Annotated in this window: 15 protein-coding genes; 9 read left to right on the plus strand and 6 right to left on the minus strand. The window is 63.4% G+C overall.

Annotation, left to right across the window (positions count from 1 at the left end):
- Positions 1 to 58: 58 nt before the first annotated feature.
- A complete protein-coding gene (nirB, locus tag AC097L_RS19100) occupies positions 59 to 2,518 on the minus strand; it encodes a nitrite reductase large subunit NirB (RefSeq protein WP_479588302.1) in 2,460 nt (819 codons plus the stop codon).
- Between the two features lie 388 nt (positions 2,519 to 2,906).
- Between nirB and AC097L_RS19105 the strand changes: the two genes are divergently transcribed.
- From AC097L_RS19105 to AC097L_RS19140, 8 genes are all read left to right on the plus strand, one after another.
- On the plus strand, positions 2,907 to 4,142 hold the full coding sequence (locus AC097L_RS19105; protein WP_479588303.1) for an ANTAR domain-containing protein: 1,236 nt from the start codon (positions 2,907 to 2,909) through the stop codon (positions 4,140 to 4,142).
- 172 nt (positions 4,143 to 4,314) lie between these two features.
- Positions 4,315 to 6,066 (plus strand): bifunctional protein-serine/threonine kinase/phosphatase, encoded by a 1,752-nt coding sequence (locus AC097L_RS19110; protein WP_479588304.1) that lies wholly within the window; start codon positions 4,315 to 4,317, stop codon positions 6,064 to 6,066.
- 160 nt (positions 6,067 to 6,226) lie between these two features.
- Positions 6,227 to 6,628, plus strand: coding sequence for a VOC family protein (locus AC097L_RS19115; protein WP_479588305.1), 402 nt, complete (start codon positions 6,227 to 6,229; stop codon positions 6,626 to 6,628).
- Between the two features lie 66 nt (positions 6,629 to 6,694).
- On the plus strand, positions 6,695 to 6,928 hold the full coding sequence (locus tag AC097L_RS19120) for a FitA-like ribbon-helix-helix domain-containing protein (protein WP_479588306.1): 234 nt from the start codon (positions 6,695 to 6,697) through the stop codon (positions 6,926 to 6,928).
- Positions 6,925 to 7,347, plus strand: a complete 423-nt coding sequence (locus AC097L_RS19125) for a PIN domain-containing protein (RefSeq protein WP_479588307.1) — start codon at positions 6,925 to 6,927, stop codon at positions 7,345 to 7,347. The genes AC097L_RS19120 and AC097L_RS19125 overlap by 4 nt, the downstream gene beginning before the upstream one ends.
- 16 nt (positions 7,348 to 7,363) lie before the next feature.
- The gene (locus AC097L_RS19130; RefSeq protein ID WP_479588308.1) at positions 7,364 to 7,825 is read left to right on the plus strand and encodes an EVE domain-containing protein; all 462 of its coding nucleotides are present in this window, start codon (positions 7,364 to 7,366) and stop codon (positions 7,823 to 7,825) included.
- Positions 7,826 to 7,877: 52 nt separating this feature from the next.
- Positions 7,878 to 8,564: a helix-turn-helix transcriptional regulator gene (locus tag AC097L_RS19135; protein ID WP_479588309.1), complete on the plus strand. Its 687-nt coding sequence runs from the start codon at positions 7,878 to 7,880 to the stop codon at positions 8,562 to 8,564.
- A 280-nt stretch (positions 8,565 to 8,844) separates the two neighbouring features.
- Complete coding sequence (locus AC097L_RS19140; RefSeq protein WP_479588310.1) at positions 8,845 to 12,033, plus strand: bifunctional diguanylate cyclase/phosphodiesterase; 3,189 nt, start codon at positions 8,845 to 8,847, stop codon at positions 12,031 to 12,033.
- Positions 12,034 to 12,167: 134 nt separating this feature from the next.
- Here the strand turns inward: AC097L_RS19140 and hepT are convergent, their stop codons facing one another.
- The 5 genes from hepT to AC097L_RS19165 form a co-directional block, all read right to left on the minus strand.
- Positions 12,168 to 12,569: a type VII toxin-antitoxin system HepT family RNase toxin gene (hepT, locus tag AC097L_RS19145; RefSeq protein ID WP_479588311.1), complete on the minus strand. Its 402-nt coding sequence runs from the start codon at positions 12,567 to 12,569 to the stop codon at positions 12,168 to 12,170.
- On the minus strand, positions 12,557 to 12,955 hold the full coding sequence (gene mntA / locus AC097L_RS19150) for a type VII toxin-antitoxin system MntA family adenylyltransferase antitoxin (RefSeq protein WP_479588312.1): 399 nt from the start codon (positions 12,953 to 12,955) through the stop codon (positions 12,557 to 12,559). The genes hepT and mntA overlap by 13 nt, the downstream gene beginning before the upstream one ends.
- A gap of 37 nt (positions 12,956 to 12,992) precedes the next feature.
- Positions 12,993 to 13,451, minus strand: a complete 459-nt coding sequence (locus AC097L_RS19155; protein ID WP_479588313.1) for a chemotaxis protein CheX — start codon at positions 13,449 to 13,451, stop codon at positions 12,993 to 12,995.
- Complete coding sequence (locus AC097L_RS19160) at positions 13,451 to 13,822, minus strand: response regulator (protein ID WP_479588314.1); 372 nt, start codon at positions 13,820 to 13,822, stop codon at positions 13,451 to 13,453. The genes AC097L_RS19155 and AC097L_RS19160 overlap by 1 nt, the downstream gene beginning before the upstream one ends.
- Positions 13,823 to 13,962: 140 nt before the next feature.
- Positions 13,963 to 16,080, minus strand: coding sequence for a type IV pili methyl-accepting chemotaxis transducer N-terminal domain-containing protein (locus AC097L_RS19165; protein WP_479588315.1), 2,118 nt, complete (start codon positions 16,078 to 16,080; stop codon positions 13,963 to 13,965).
- Between the two features lie 154 nt (positions 16,081 to 16,234).
- Between AC097L_RS19165 and ypfH the strand changes: the two genes are divergently transcribed.
- Complete coding sequence (gene ypfH, locus AC097L_RS19170) at positions 16,235 to 16,909, plus strand: esterase (protein ID WP_479588316.1); 675 nt, start codon at positions 16,235 to 16,237, stop codon at positions 16,907 to 16,909.
- Positions 16,910 to 16,953 lie beyond the last annotated feature (44 nt).

A 16,953-nucleotide genomic window follows, 5' to 3' on the forward strand; every position in this document is an offset into this window, starting at 1 on the left:
TCCTTTCGTAGCTTCTAGCGTAGGCGCTACCTGCGCTAGAGGCATTATTTTTATAAATTTAGGCTTGTAGCGCCGTGAACTGGCGGGTATCGACTTGCGCGTCTTTAAAGTCAAACCAGGGATCGGGCTCGCCGTCCAGCGCAAACTGCAGGCGTTCCCACAGGGCTTTGCGGCCGGCGTGGTCTTCCAGAATGCGCTGCCGGATGTGCTCCATGCCGACCCGTGCCACGTAATGCACGGTGCGTTCCAGGTACCAGCCTTCCTGGCGGTACAGCTCGCAGAACGCGCCGGTGTACTCCAGCACTTCGGCCGAAGTTTTTACCTTCACCAAAAAGTGCGCCACCTCGGTCTTGATGCCGCCGTTACCGGCGATGTACATCTCCCAGCCGCTGTCCACGCCGATCACGCCCACGTCCTTGATACCCGATTCGGCGCAGTTGCGCGGGCAGCCCGAGACGGCGAATTTCACCTTGTGCGGGGCGTACATGCGCCACATGGCGCGCTCCATGTCCTTGCCCATTTGCGTGCTGTCTTGCGTGCCCATGCGGCACCACTCGGAGCCCACGCAGGTTTTGACCGTGCGCAGCGCCTTGGCGTAGGCGTGGCCGCTGGGCATGCCGATGTCCTTCCAGACGTTGACCAGGTCTTCCTTCTTGACGCCCAGCAGGTCGATGCGCTGGCCACCGGTGACCTTGACGGTGGGGATCTTGTACTTGTCCACCACGTCGGCAATGCGGCGCAGTTCGCTGGCAGATGTTTCACCGCCCCACATGCGCGGCACCACCGAGTAGGTGCCGTCCTTCTGGATGTTGGCGTGGCTGCGTTCGTTGATGAAGCGGCTTTGCGGGTCGTCCTTGGCTTCCTTGGGCCAGCTGGAAATCAGGTAGTAGTTGACTGCCGGGCGGCAGGTGGAGCAGCCGTTGGGGGTCTTCCAGCCCATCCTTTTGAATACCATGTCAATGGTCAAAAACTTCTCTTTCACGATCGCATCGCGCACCGCTTGGTGGCCTTGCTCGGTACAGGCGCAGATCGCTTTGGTCTTGGGCGTGGCCGAGTAGTCGCCGCCTGCGGTGAACATCAAAATCTGCTCGACCAGGCCGGTGCAGGAGCCGCAGGAGGCGCTGGCCTTGGTGTGCTTTTTCACCTCTTCCAGGGTGAACAGGCCTTTTTCCTTGATCGCCTTGCAGATGGTGCCCTTGTTCACGCCGTTGCAGCCGCAGACTTCGGCGCTGTCGGGCATGGTGGCGGCTTTGTTGTGGCCTTCGTGGCCGGTGTCGCCGATGTTGGATTCGCCAAACATCAGCTTGTCGCGCACCTCGCCGATGCTGCGGCCATCGCGCAGCAGCTTGAAGTAGTAGCTGCCGTCCACCGTGTCGCCGTACAGACAGGCACCGATGAGTTTGTCGTCTTTCAGCACCAGCTTTTTGTAGACTCCACCAAACGGGTCGCTCATGACGATTTCTTCCGTGCCCTCGCCGCCGGTGAAGTTGCCAGCGCTGAACAAATCAATGCCGGTGACCTTCAGCTTGGTGGAGGTCAGCGAGCCCATGTAGCGGCCAATGCCGAACTCGGCCAAGTGGTTGGCCGCCACCTTGGCCTGCTCGAACAGCGGAGCCACCAGACCGTAGGCAATGCCGCGGTGTGCCGCGCATTCGCCCACCGAGTAGATGCGGCCATCGGTGACGGTTTGCATGGTGTCGTTGACCACGATGCCGCGGTCGATGTGCAGGCGCATGCTGGCGGCCAGGGCAGTGTTGGGGCGGATGCCCACGGCCATCACCACCAGGTCGGTGGCCACCTGGGTGCCGTCCTTGAACTTGACGGCGGTGACCCGGCCTGGCTCGCCGTTGACACCCGGTCCACCCAATAGCTCTTGCGTGTGCGCGCCGAGCAGAAATTTGAGGCCGCGCTCTTCCAGCGACTTCTGCAGCAGCTTGCCCGCCACCGCGTCCAGCTGGCGGTCCATCAGCCAGGGGTTGGTGTGCACCACGGTGACGGTCATGCCGCGCAGCATCAGGCCGTTGGCCGCCTCCAGGCCCAGCAGGCCGCCGCCGATCACCACCGCGTTTTTAAACTGGGTGGCGGTGGCGATCATTTCGTTGGTGTCGGCAATGTCGCGGTAGGCGATCACGCCCTTCAGGTCCTTGCCGGGGATGGGGAGGATGAAGGGATTCGAGCCGGTGCACATCAGCAGGCGGTCGTATTCGGCCTCGACCACGCTGCCGTCGGGGGCCACGGCCCGCACGATGCGGTTCACGCGGTCTACCTCGGTGACTTTTTTGCCAGCGTGCAGGGTGATGTGGTTGTCGCTGTACCACTCCCAGGAGTTCAGCACGATCTCGTCCAGCGTCTGCTCACCGGCCAGCACCGGCGACAGCAAAATGCGGTTGTAGTTGGGGTGCGGCTCGGCACCGAAGACCGTGATGTCGTACAGGTCCGGTGCCACCTTGAGCAGCTCTTCAATGGTACGCACACCGGCCATGCCGTTACCGACCATCACCAATTTGGATTTTTTCATCGAAGGTACTCCAGAAATGCTTTGACGTTGCAGTGCTAAACGACGGGCCTCAGCGCAAGCTGTATGCCAGACCTGAAAAAACGCCAGACCGGCCACGCTGCAGCGGCATAAAAATTTAAGAGTGAAGAATACGAATTAGCCGAAGCCCAACGGGAAAGTCGGCATCAGACCGGACATGCTGAAAAGCACATCCGAGAAAAATACATGCGTGCACACGGCGTTGTGTGCGGGCTCCGCGGCGCTTTGGCTGCGGGTGGACGCTTCGTTACGCCCGCCGTGAAATACGCAAAACTTGTGCCATATGATGGGCCGCCTTTTGGGATGGCCCCCAGTGGGTCTACCGGGCGGCGCTACGGCCTCCTTATTTCTCTCTAAGTGGTTGATTTGCATGACATCTGTGTTGTTTTACGGGGCAAGGCTGGGGACTGGGGCGGTGCAAGCCGCCCACCTGCAAGCCGCCAGCCTGGACCTGCTGGGCGAGGTCGCAGAGCGCAATAAGTTGGTGCACAGTGTGGTTCGGCATGCACCAGATGTGCTGGTCTGCGAGCTGGCCCGCCCGGATGCGGCGTTCTTCAAGCTGCTTCAGACCCTGGCTGACACCGCCCCGTGCGCCGTGCTGCTGTTCACCATGGATGCCGATGCCGAGCACATCCAGAGCGGCGTGGCCAGCGGTGTGCATGCCTACATCGTCGATGGCTACGCCCCGCAGCGCCTGCGCGCGCTGGTCCAGCTGGCCCAGGCCCGTTTCCAGCACGAGCACGGCCTGCGCCAGGCGCTGCAAGATGCCACCACCCGTTTTGAAGAGCGCAAGGTGGTGGACCGTGCCAAAGGCATCCTGATGCGCGCCCGGCATTTGTCCGACGACGACGCCTTTCGCATCCTGCGCACGGCCTCTATGCACACCAACCAGCGCCTGGGCCAGGTGTCGCAAAGCATCGTCCATTCGGCCCTGTACGCCGATGGCGTGAACCGCGCCGGGCAGTTGCGCATGCTGTCGCAGCGCCTGGTCAAGCTGTATCTGTTGCAACTGGCCGGAAACGCGCAACGCCTACTCCTGCAAGAGTCCATCCAGCGCGTCGATGCAAATCTGGCGCTGCTGGGTAAAAGCCTGTCGCAAGCCACCTTTGGCGACCTGGTGGAGCGGGCAGGGCAGACCTGGGCGCGCTTGAAGCAAGCTCTGCAAGCCCCGGCTCTGGTGGCCAGCACCCAAGCTATCGACGCGCTGGCCGAGCAGCTTTTGCAAGAAGCCGAGCGCTTGACCGCCGCGCTGGAAAGCTCGGGTGGCGTGCCGCCGCTGCACATCCTCAACACCGCAGGCCGCCAGCGCATGCTGTGCCAGCGCTTTGCCAAGTACGCGCTGCTGGGTCCCTCGGGTGCCGCCGCAATGGCCGAGGCGCAGACTGCCTTTGACCAGGCGCAAAACTACCTGCAGCAAGTTCCTCTGGGCACGCCCGACATCCGCCGCCTGCTAGAAGCCGCCGCGTTGGGCTGGCAGCAGTTGCAGGTAGGCAGCACCGAACTGCAGCGCCCGGCGGGCTTGGCGCAGGCCAGCGAAGACCTGCTGGACATCTACGAGCAGTTGTCCAACGCGTATGAAACGAGCATGCAAATGCTCATGGGCTGAAATTAGAACACCCCCAGGCTACAGAGCTGCGCTTCTTTCGCCAACCCCCTTGCAGGGGGCGATGCCAGTGGCCCGGCAAAGCCGGCTCCACGGCATCTCACGCGACCGTGCGTTCTGCCTGAAGTCGGGCGTGCGGTCACCCACAGCCTCGGGTGGATAACATCCAGTCCTTATGGCTTTTCAACTCGATATCGGTTTCACGTCCCTCGCAGGTACCAAGCCCATCAACGAAGACTTCTGCGCTGCCATGCTGCCCGAGGCGGGCCAGGTGGACATGGGCTGCATCGTGGCCCTGGCCGATGGGGTCAGTACCGGTGGCATGGGCAAAGAGGCGGCGCAAACCACGGTGACCAGCCTGGTGCGCGACTACTACTGCACGCCCGAAACCTGGGACACCACGGTCGCCTTGGACCGCATCATCGGCGCGCAAAACGCTTGGCTGGCGGGCATTAACCGCCGCCGCAAACCGGCCATGGGTCTGACGACGCTGACCGCCGTGGTGCTGCGCGGCCAGTCGTACACGGTGGCCCACGTGGGCGACTCGCGCGCCTACCTGCTGCGAGGCGGCCTGTGCACCCAACTCAGCCACGACCACGTGCCTGACCACCCCGACCTGCGCCACCAGCTTCTGCGTTCAGTGGGCGTGGACGACCGGCTGGTGGTGGACTATTTCCAGGGCGACCTGCAGGTGGACGATGTGTTTATGCTGGTCACCGACGGCGTGCACGGCGTGCTCGATGACGCGCAGATGGCGCTGCTGGCCCTCGGGGATGATGCCAAAACGGCTGCCAAAGCCCTGGTGCAGGAGGCCTTGAAAGCGGCCAGCCGCGACAACGTCACTGCCATCGTGGTGCGTGTGCTGGGCCTGCTGGATGCCACACTGGAAGACGAAAACCGCGCCGCCCGTGCGCTGCCCATCCTCGGCCCGTTCCGGGTGGGCGACCAGTTGGACGGCCTGACCGTTACCGCCCCCGTGGCCGACAACGGCATCAACGTCGTCGTCCAGGTACGCCACCCCGGTACCCAGGCCCTGTACGCCCTCAAAACCTTGCACCCCAGCCGCGCCCACGACCCGCAAGAGCGCGCCATGCTGGCCCACGAGGCTTGGCTGGCCAAGCGCATGGGCTCCAGCCGCGCCGCCGAATACCTGGTGGCCTTGCACGACACCCACCCCGTCAACAGCACCACCGGCCAGGCCGCCAGCGCCTTCTACCTGCTGTACGACTGGCACGGCGGCGAAACCCTGCAGCAGATGCTGGACCGGCAGGCAAAATTCACCGTGCACCAAGCCGTCAGTGCGGCCCGCCAGGTGGCCCAGGCTCTGGGGCGTCTGCACCAGCAAAACGTCATCCACCGCGACATCAAACCCGCCAACCTGCACCAGGGCGAAGACGGCGTGCTGCGACTGCTCGACCTGGGCGTAGCCCTCAGTGGCCGCGAGCCCGAGGCCATGCGCAAACTGCACGCGGGCACGCCGAGTTACGTGAATCCCGAGCAATGGGGTTTCAATGCCTTCGGTGGCGATGCGGTAGAGGAACTGCCCACCACCCAAAGCGACCTGTTCGCCCTGGGCGTGACGCTGTACCAGTTGTTGACCCACAAGCTGCCTTACGGCGAAGTGCTGCCTTACCAAGTGGGCCGCTACTACCGCGACCCCATCGCGCCCAGCCGCCACAACCCCGAAATCCCCATCTGGCTGGACCACGTAGTGCAAAAAGCCGTGGCCCGCGACCAACGCCAGCGCTTCGAGACCGGCGAAGAATTCCTGCTGGCCCTGGAACGCGGCGCATCCCGCCCCCTGACCGCCCCCGCCCCGTCACCCCTGCTGAACCGCGACCCGACCTCGGTGTGGAAGCTGGGGCTGGTGGTGTCGCTGCTATTGAATTTTTTGCTGGTGTTCTGGCTGCTGTTTTTGCCGAAGTAAGGGTTTAAGACTTTTCGGGCATTTGCGCAGGATATACCTGCGTATGTAGCTATGGTAATAGGAGCATTCTGGTGTGCTTTGGATACCTACTGACATACCGTTGTCAGCAGCAGGTGGGCACCATAAAGGCCTTCTTCAACTGAAACGAAAGGCCTACCCCATGTCCAATCCCAACGCCCTTCTCAGCGCTATCAGCTGGTTCGAAATCCCCGCCACCGACATTGATCGCGCCCAGGTTTTTTACGAGACCGTTCTGGCCAAAACCCTGCACCGCGAAGTCTTCCCCATGGATGGACAAAGCTATACCCTGGCCATCTTCACTGCACCCGAAGAGGGCGTGAAAGGCTGCCTGCAAAGCGGGGCCGACACGTCCCAACCCAGCACCGAGGGCACCCTGGTCTATCTGGACTGCTCGCCCAGCATCGACGCCGCGCTGGCCCGCGCCCAGACCCTGGATGCCAAGCTCCTCAAACCCAAAACTGCGCTGCCGCCGGGCATGGGTTTCATTGCCCACATACAGGACCCAGACGGCAACCGCGTGGGCCTGCACGCAATGGCGTAACGCGGGTCAAAATGATATCATTCAGTATATTTGATATCATTTATCCCGATTGAACAGGAGCGCCGCATGTCCGCCGTCACCGTCCGAAACCTCCCCGAAGCTACCCACCGCGCCCTCAAGGTGCGCGCCCTGCAGCACGGACGCAGCACCGAGGCGGAGATACGCGCCATTCTGGAAGCGGCGGTGCGGCCCCGGCTGGGCATGGGTACGGCGTTGTCGGCCATCGGGCGCAGCCTGGGCGGCGTGGAGCTGGAGATTCGGCGCGACACCACCCCCGTGGCACCGGCGGAGTTCGAATGATCATCCTCGACACCAACGTGGTGTCGGAGCCCCTGAAGCCGGTGCCCGACCCCCAGGTACTGGATTGGCTCAACGACCAGGCCTCCGACACCCTGTACCTCACCACCGTTAACCTGGCCGAGCTGCTGGCCGGTGTGGCGTTGCTGCCCGCCGGGCGGCGACGCACCGCCTTGCAGCAGGCCGTGGACGCGCAAATCCTGCCGCTGTTTGAAGGCCGGGTGCTGCCCTTTGACTGTCCCGCCGCCGAAGCCTTCGCCCGCATCCACGCCAGCGCCCAGGCTGCTGGCCACACTTTGACCTTTGCCGACACTGCTATAGCCGCCATTGCCTCGGCCCACGGTTTTGCCGTGGCCACCCGCAATGTGCGCGACTTTGCAGGCACGGGGGTGGCTGTGTTGAATCCCTGGAACACTGCCTGATTCGCCCAAAGCCACCATGCCCGCACCCCGCCAAAACTGGATCGCCGTGGCCAGTGCCCAGCACGCCCGGCGCGGTTGCGCGCCCAGCGATGGGCCGGGCTACATGCAGGTCTGCCACGGCAAGGCCGCGCCGCTAAAGCGGGTGCGGGCGGGAGACCGGGTGGCCTATTACGCGCCCACGCTGACCCTGGGCGGCAAGGACCGGTTGCAGTGCTTTGTGTCGATCGGCCTGGTGCTGCAGGGCGAGCCCTATAGTTTCGACATGGGCGGCGGCTTTGTGCCGTTTCGCAGGGACGTGCAGTACGTGGCAGCACGTGAGGCCTCCATCCTGCCTTTGGTGCCGCAGTTCGAGTTTGTCGAGTCGCCGCAGCGCTGGGGCTATAAATTCCGCTTTGGTTTGTTTGCTATCAGCGACCATGACATGCGGCTGGTTGCCCATGCGATGCAGGCCGATCTGGGTTTGCTATATTTTAAATAGTGGATAGTGATGCTAATGTCTGCTCTAGCCGCCTAAAAAGCCTATAAAAACCATGCGCCGTGCCGACCGCCTTTTCCATCTGGTGCAGCTGGTGCGCGGGCGGCGTTTGTCCACCGCCAGCTTTCTGGCCGAGCGGCTGGAGATCTCGGAGCGCACGGTCTACCGCGATGTGGCTGATCTGCAGCGCCAGGGCGTGCCCATCGAAGGCGAGCCGGGCGTGGGCTACCGCTTTGGCGCGGGTTTCGAGCTGCCGCCGCTGATGTTCAGCCAGGACGAAGCCAAGGCCCTGGTGGCGGCGGTGCGGTTGTCGCAGCCCTGGCTGGATGCGCCGCTGGCCCTGGCCGCGGAGGATGCGCTGGGCAAGATGCTGTCTATCCTGCCGTCCGCCGCCCGCGTAGCCGCCGAGAGCCTGGCGCTATACGCGCCGCCCACCAGCTACAACGGTCTGACGGCTCCGGTGCGCGCCCATTTGCAGACCCTGCGCGAGGCGATTGGCCTGCGCCGCAAGATACTCATGGACTACAGCGATGTGAAAGAGGCCACCAGCCAGCGCACGGTGCAGCCGTTGGGCTGCTTTTACTGGGGCCGCACCTGGACGTTGGTGGCCTGGTGCGAGGCGCGGCAAGACTTTCGCAGCTTCCGGGTGGACCGCATGCACAGCGTGGCGGTGCTGGACACGCCGTTCCGCCCCGAGGCAGGCCGCACCCTGGCCGATTTTTTGCGCACGGTAGCGTGTTAGGGTAGTGGGCAGTGAGTCTGTAGATTTGCTATTTTTTTAAGAGCTGAAAGTGTAGGCAGAATATGCGCCGCGGGCCTTAAAGCTTATAAATATCACGGGAGTAGGATGCGCTGGTGGGATCCGGTGTTTAGGCCCGTTACAGCTTGCGGTTACAGTTCAGGTTCGTTGATACATATAGTAACGTCTCAGGTTTCTGCGTATACAGCCCATGCCCTTGCAATCCCGGGCCGGGCCTGGCGCGGCCCACACCCACCGGAGAGGTTTCGCATGGATTGGAATGTTGAGTAGACATTTTGCAGAGCCACGGGTTTTTCTGTGGCGCTCGCTGAAAACCCGGATCACGCTGAGCACCCTGGCGATCTTTCTGGCGGGCATCTGGTCGCTGTCTTTCTATGCCAGCGATGTGCTGCGCGACGACATGACGGCCATGCTGGGCGAGCAGCAGGTGGCGGCCGTCAGTTCTGCCGCCACCGCGGTAGACAGTGAACTGGAGGAGCTTCTGCGCCCATTGGGGGCTTTGGCCGCCATGCTTACCCACGTTGCGCCCGCGCAATGGGGGGTGCTGCAAAGCTATTTGGATACTAGTCCGGAGCTGGCCAGCCTGTTCAATGGCGGCTTTATCGTCTACGGGCTGGATGGCCTGCCAAAGCACGCCGACGGGTTGGCCGTGGGCACCGTACCGGGCCCGCCGGTGGCTGCCGATGGCATCCAGGCGGCGTTCAAGCGGGGCGAATCCAACGTCGGCCAGCCCAGTTTCTACCCTCCCTTGCAGGCCCCGGTGTTCCCGGTGGCCGTACCCATATGCAATGCCGAGGGCGCGGTGGTGGGTGTGCTGGTGGGCCTGACCAATCTGCACCGGCGTAACTTTCTGGACCGCATCACCGACAACCGCTACGCCAAGACCGGTGCCTACCTGTTCACCGCACCCGCGTCGCGGCAGGTGATTACGGCCAGCGACAAAACCCGGATTCTGGAGACGCTGCCCATCTCGGGTGCCGACCCGGTCACCGACTACATCCTGCAGGGCCACGAGGGTTTTAGCCTGATGCGGGACTCTGCGGGCGTGCAGGTGCTGGTGTCTAGCAAGTTGATCACCGAATCGGGCTGGACGGTGGCGGCTGTGCTGCCCACCGACGTGGCCTTTGCGCCGATCCGTACCATGCAGCAGCGCATGCTGCTGGCCACGCTGGGGCTGACCTTGCTGGCCGGTGTGCTGACCTGGTGGATGCTGCGCCGCCAACTGGCCCCGATGCTGGAGGCCGTGCACACCCTGGCCCGCCTGTCCGACCCTGCCCAGCGTGCGCTTCCCCTGCAACCGTTGACGATCCAGCAGCGGGACGAAGTCGGTGAACTGATCGGCGGACTCAACCATTTGCTGGCCACACTGGGCCAGCGTGAACAGGCCCTGCGCGACAGCGAAGAGCGCTTTCGCACTTTGGTGGAGTGGTCGCCCGAGGCGGTGGTGGTCCACGTCGAAGACCGCATCGTCTACGCCAACCCGGCGGCGGTGCTGCTGTTTGGTGCCGCTTCGTCGCAGGATCTGGTGGGGCGGCTGATGGCGCAGCTGTTGCACCCCGAGTCGCTGGGGCTGGCGCAACAGCGAGCACGGTATGTGGCCACCAGCGGCCAGCGGGTGGGCGTGGCGGCATTGCGCTTCTACAAGCTGGACGGTACGTTGATCGACGTGGAGGCGCAGGGCACACCGATCCAGTTCGACGGTGCCAAGGCGGTGCACACGGTGCTGAGCGATATCACCGGGCGCAAGCTGGCCGAGATCGAGCTGCGCATTGCCGCCACGGCTTTCGAGTCGCAGCAGGGCATGCTGGTCACCGATGGCAACTGGGTGATTTTGCGTGTCAACCAGGCATTTACCGACATTACCGGCTATTCGGCGCACGAGGCAGTGGGACGCACCCCTTCGGATTTGCTGCGCTCAGGGCTGCACGACGCGGTGTTTTTCGACATGATGGTCTCTAGCCTGGTGCGTATCGGCACCTGGCAGGGTGAAATCTGGGACCGGCGCAAAAACGGCGAGCTGTTTCCGGGTTGGTTTGCCATTACCGCCATCAAGGATGAGCACGGCCAGGTGACCCATTACGTGGACACCTTCAACGACATCACCGAACGCAAAGCCGCCGAGGACCAGATCCAGAATCTGGCTTTTTTCGACCCACTGACCGGCCTTCCGAACCGCCGCCTGCTGATGGACCGCCTGGCCTTGACCATGGCCAACCACGCCCGCGACAAACGCTTTGGTGCGCTGCTGTTTGTCGACCTGGACAATTTCAAAACCCTGAACGACAGCTACGGCCACCACATGGGCGACCTGCTGCTGCAAGAGGTGGCCCGGCGCCTGTCCACCTGCATCCGCAAGGGCGACACCGTGGCCCGTCTGGGCGGCGACGAGTTCGTGGTGATGCTCGAAGACCTGGGCCAGCAGCCCATGGAGGCCATTACCCATGCCGAGGCCGTGGGCGACAAGATTCTGGCAGTGCTGAACCAGAACTTCCTGCTCGGCGCCGCCGTGCACCACAGCACGCCCAGTATCGGCATCACCCTGTTTGGCGAGATCGAAGAGAGCATCGAAGAACCCCTGAAGCGCGCCGACATGGCGATGTACCAGGCCAAGAGCGCAGGCCGCAACACGCTGCGGTTTTTTGACCCCCATATGCAGGCCGTGGTGACCGCCCGCGCCGCCCTGGAAATGGGGCTGCGCGAGGCCCTGGTGGACGACCAGTTGCAGCTGTATTACCAGCCGCAAGTGGTGGGCGAATGCCAGTTGACCGGCGTGGAAGCCCTGGTGCGCTGGCTGCACCCCCAGCGCGGCATGGTGCCGCCAGCCGAATTCATTCCGCTGGCCGAAGACACCGGTTTGATCCTGCCGCTGGGCCTGTGGGTACTGGAGACCGCCTGCAAGCAGCTGGCGCTGTGGGCGACCCAGCGCGCGCTGGCGCACCTGACGGTGGCCGTCAACGTCAGCCCGCGGCAGTTCCAGCAAGGCGACTTTGTCGACCTGGTGCTGGCCGTGCTAGCCCGCACCGGTGCACGCCCGGAGCGCCTGAAGCTGGAGCTGACCGAGAGCATGCTGGTAGACAACATCGACAACGTGATCACCAAGATGGACGCGCTCAAGGCCGTGGGCGTGGGTTTTTCGCTGGACGACTTTGGCACCGGCTATTCATCGCTGTCGTACCTCAAACTGCTGCCGCTGGACCAACTCAAAATCGACCAGGGCTTTGTGCGCGACATCCTGACCGACCCTAACGATGCCGCCATCGCCAAAATGGTCATCGCCCTGGGCGACAGCCTGGGCCTGGCGGTGATGGCCGAAGGCGTAGAAACCGAAGCCCAGCGCCTGTTTTTGGCCCACCAGGGCTGCTACGCCTACCAAGGCTATCTGTTCAGCCAACCGCTGCCGATTGCGGAGTTTGAAGCGTTCGTAGGGACGATGGCGCGGATGCGCGGGTGAGTTTTAGCCACCGCGATTGAATGCGGTGCGCAAACCGTAGCACCATGGATGCAAGCCCCTTGCCTGGCATCACGTAACAGGCCAGCAAGCCCCATCTGCACGCCAGGCCCAGCAGCTTCACAGGGCGTGCTTTCTTAAAGCATTGCCTTGGCAAAGGCGCGGAAGTCATCCAGATGGGTGTGGGCGATGGAGAAGACGATAGCCCAGTTGATGGCATCGTAATTGTGCACGGCCAGGTTGCGAAAACCGACTGCGCCGCGCATGCGCGTGCAGAGCGCGGCATCTATCAAGCCTAGCTGTTGTAGTGCTAAAAACGCGTCCCCCATGGTGTGCGGTATGGCTGCACCCGAGTCGCTGAGGTGGTGCATGGCGATATCTACGCAGAGTTGTACGGCCCGGCTGAGATTGAGCACGATGACATCTTGCATATCCAAATCATCCACCAAAGCTTGCAGCGTGCTTGGGCATTTGCTCTGCACACGGGCAATGCAACGGCGCAAAGATTCAAGTTTGCTCTCCAGTACTAGTCTATCCATGCCAGCCTCCGCTCTGCCATGGTGCGTTGCACATAGGGTAAAAAATCGTTGGTATCCAGCAGCGTGCGGGTAGCCCAGGTGGCCTGTGCCGCCGCGGTGCCCAGCAGTCGGTGCCCGTGTTGCAGGATTTGGCCTGCCAGCGGCTGGCCGACCGTGGCCAGATCAACCAGGTCCACGGCTCGGCCAGTGGTGCGCGCGATAGTTTCCACTAAGCGCATTTTTCTCTCGGTATCCAGCGGCGCATCAGCCAGAACGGCGACATCGATGTCACTGTCTGCCCTGGCGGTCTGGTTGGCGACCGAGCCAAATACCATCACCAACCGCAAGCCGCTTTGGGTCTGTAACACGTCGCTTAGAACTGAGAGTTCGGTGGATGGGATTGGCATCACGGCATTATCTGTCCAGTTGACGACAAGAACGGGGCTACCACTGCCGTTCCACGTCCACCAGCACCAGCGCGGGTTGGTGGTTCCAGCGCAGGGTGATGGCGTAGGGGTGGAGGCGCACCGTGGGCTGCAGGGCGGCGCTGCCTTGGCGCGTGGTGGGGACGGAAATTTTCAGGTCCTCGCCGAGCTCTTTGCGGGCGTTACCCGCCAGGGTGTTGGCGATCTCGCCGACGGCATCGAGCAGGTTGGCATCGCTGAAGTCAGTGGCGTGCTGTAGCGCCAGCAGCTCGCGCAGCAAGGGGCCGGGCATGGAAACCAGTACCTGGCCGTGGTAGCTGCCCGAAAACTGTACGGTGCCCGTAAATTGGTGGCCAGGCACGGGGGCGGTGCCCAAGAAGGCTGAGGTGATCTGCGGTGTCTGGGCGGTGGTGGTGTCGAAGTAGCGGCGCACCGAGTCCACGAACAGGCGGAGTTCGGTCTCAGTCAGGGTTTGCATCATGGCCCCTGGGTCACGTCGAGAAGGGCCAGGCGCAGCTCGTCGTCGGTAAAAGGCTTGGCCACAAAGCCGCGCGCGCCGAGTTTCAGGGCAGCGATGGCGGTGCCTTTGTCGTTTAGCGCGCTGACCACCAGAATGCGGGTGTGTGGCAGCAGGCGCAGCATTTCCCGGATGCATTCCACGCCGTCCATCTCAGGCATGGTCAAGTCCATGGTGACCACGTCGGGCTGGGTGGCTTTGGCGATGCGCAGGGCCTCCACGCCGTTGCGGGCCAGGCCGACGAGCGCGATCTTGCCCAGGCCACCGTCTTGCACGATTTTGCTGATGCGCGTGCGGATCATGTTGGAGTCGTCTACAACCAAAAGGCGCATATTGGGCTCACCCCCAGGCTGCAGTGCTGCGCATCTGTCGCCAACCCCCTTCCAGGGAGCAATACCAGTGGCCCGGCAAAGCCGGTTCCACGGTATTCCTGGAAGGTGTGCGTCCTGTCTGTTGCGTGGTGGGTGTCATTTCAAACTTCAAATCGAATGGTTATTTCCGTAAATTCTCCGGGCGTGGAGGCCAGCGTCAAGCGTCCGCCCAGGCGCTGCACGTTGGCCTGTACTACGTCTAATCCAACACCGCGCCCAGCATGCACATCGGCCGCATCGGCGGTGGAGAAGCCAGGCTTGAAGATGTGGCCGACGATCTGGCGGTCATCGAAGCTCTCCAGTTGCAAGGCGGTGTACCAGCCCAGGTCGAGCAGCTTTTGCCGCAGGCTGTTGGCGTTCAGGCCTTGGCCATCGTCTCGCACACGCAAGATCCATTCCGTACCGTTTTTGCCCAATTGCACTTCCAGCCGACCGGCTGCGGCCTTGCCGCAGGCTTGGCGGATGGCGGGTACCTCGATTCCGTGCACCACGGCGTTGCGGGCCAACTGGGTGCTGATTTCGCGCACCAGATCGGCCGCATCGGCACCCAGCTCACCGTGGTGGTCCATCTGCACCAAGGGGGCTACGCGTTTGCCGAGGGCGTTGGCGGTGTCCAGGGCCAGCCGGGTCAGTGCCGCGTTCAGACCGGTGCCCGACAGACGGCTATTGCGCTGGATGCTCGCCAGACTTTTCAGCGCCGCCATCCGGGTCAGCAGTGCCTCTAGTGGCAGCGGCAGGGCCAGCAGTGGATCGCCGCTTATGTCGTCGAGGTTTTGGCTGCGGGCTTGCAGCAGGGCGGACTCGAAGGCATGCGCCTGGTGCACCAGTGAATCCAGCCCCAGCGCGCCCGCGTCGCCCTTCAAGGCGTGGATGCGGCGGGCGGCCTGGTCCAGCGCGTGGCGCAGGGCGGGTCGGCCCTGGGCACTGCCGCGCAGCAAGTCGTTGATCTCCAGCAGGCTGGCCTCGGAGCGGGCCACAAACTGGCGCAGCAGGGCCGGGTCGGTCTCGCAGGCGGCCAGCAGCAGAGCCAGCTCTTTTTGTGAGCGCAGGCGCTCGGCCTGTAACTGGGTTTGCAGCAGGGTGCGGTCGGAAATGTCTTGCACCGTCACCAGCACGTGGTGGATGACCGCGCCGGTGCCCGTGCCCTTGTAGACGCGGTTGAAGCGAAAGGCCAAGGTGCGGGGTACGGCCTGCCCGAGCCGGTTGGTGACCAGGGCGTGCACCTCTAGCAGCGGATTGATGTCTTGCACCAGCGCCTCTTTGACGTGCGGGGCAAACAGCAGGGCCACGTAGTCTTGCGCATCTTGCAAGGCCTGGCCGTCCACCATGCCCGCCAGCAGGTCGAAAAAGCCGTCGCCGGGTTGCAGTGGGCGGCCAAACAGCAGGTGGGCAGATTGCGATAGCTGCGAGCCGAGCCGGAAATCCGGGGTGATCAAAAACAGGCCTTCGCGCACGCTGGACAGGATTTCGCGGTTCTCGCGGGTGACTGCCTCCATGCCCGCATCCAGGCGGCGCAGGCGGCGTAGAAACTTGAACAGGATGAAGGCAAAGTTCAGCAGCGCCAGCACGATGCCCGCCGTCTGCACCTGGCGCAGGGTGGTGGCGCGCTGGGATGCGGTGGTTTCCAGTGCGCTGGTCAGGCGGTTCATCAGGTCCAGCAGCTCCAGGTTGTGGGCTTGGGCGTAGGCGCTGGCGGCCTGTAAGGTCGCTGGACTGGCCTGGCCGTTCAATACCGGCGACAAGGCCTTCTGGAATGGTGTCCACAGGGCCTGGGCCTGTTGCAGCGCCTGGAGCGCTACCGGGCCCTCGGCAGCTTTTAAAAACACCGGCTGGCCGCTGCCGCTGGGCAAGACGGCACCGCGCTGGAAGCCTTGCAGCGTTGCATCGAACAGGCTGACGGCATCGCGCAGCTCGGCCAGGTCCTGGCTGGCAGGCAAGCCTTTGGTACGCGCCGCTTCCACCGCCAGCAAGGCTTTGGTCGTGCGTTGCGACAGCATGCGCTGGCGTCCGGCCAGGTTGATGCTGTGCGCGTCCTCGCTGATCTGGTACGAGATGGCAAAGTTCAGCACCAGCACGCCCAGGTCAAACAGCAAAAACAACGCTACCGCCAGCACGATTCCCCGGTATTTTTCTGAAAACAAAAGGCTGCTAGCGCTTGCTGCGTCTGCAGGCGTAGCTACTTTTTTGGTAGTGACGGAATGGATGGGAGTGCGGGACACGGGCTGGTTTCACTTCAATGGAGGGCGGGGCATGCACAGCGCAGGCAAAAACAGGGCCAGCCCGTGGACCCCCGGCTGCACCAGAAAGGGTAGGCCCGCGCGCACCATGGGCGGGTTTAACATTGCCAGCTGCCCATTTTTCTAAAAACCCGCCATGCCCGAATCCCTCACCGTTCAAATGCCTGCCAATGCGCCGCGCCAGTTGTTTTTGCTGTTCCATGGCGTGGGCGGCACGCCGCACAACCTGGTTCCGCTGGGCCAGCGGTTGGCGCTGGAGTTTGCGCAGGCGGCGGTGGTCTGTGTGGCTGGGCCGGATGCGTCAGACCTGGGCGCTGGATTCCAATGGTTCTCGGTACAGGGCATCAGCGAGGACAACCGCGCGCAGCGCATTGCCGAGACCATGCCGCGCTTCGTGGCGACCGTACGCGGCTGGCAGCAGCGCACCGGTTTGACGGATGCCGAGACGGCGCTGGTCGGTTTTTCGCAAGGTGCCATCATGGCGCTGGAGGCCACGCAGCTGGGGGAGTCGCTGGCGGGCCGGGTGGTAGCGCTGTCAGGGCGGTTTGCCCAGCTGCCCGAGCAGGCACCGGCGACCACCACGCTGCACTTCATCCATGGCAAGAACGACGAGGTCGTGCCCTACGGCCATACCGTGGCCGCAGCCGAGCGGCTGGTCCGCCTGGGTGGCGACATCACGGCCGATGTGATCCCCTTCCTGGGGCATGCCGTGAACGAGGAGGTGGTGGAGCTGCTGGTTGAGCGGCTGAAAGGCCATATCCCCAAGCGCATCTGGGCGCAGGCCGAGCAGAGTGCCCCATCCCAACCCTGAGGCAGCCATGCTATTTTTATGATAGCTACCAGTGCAGGTTATGC

The sequence above is a fragment of the Rhodoferax sp. RT5P35 genome, from assembly GCF_056521385.1.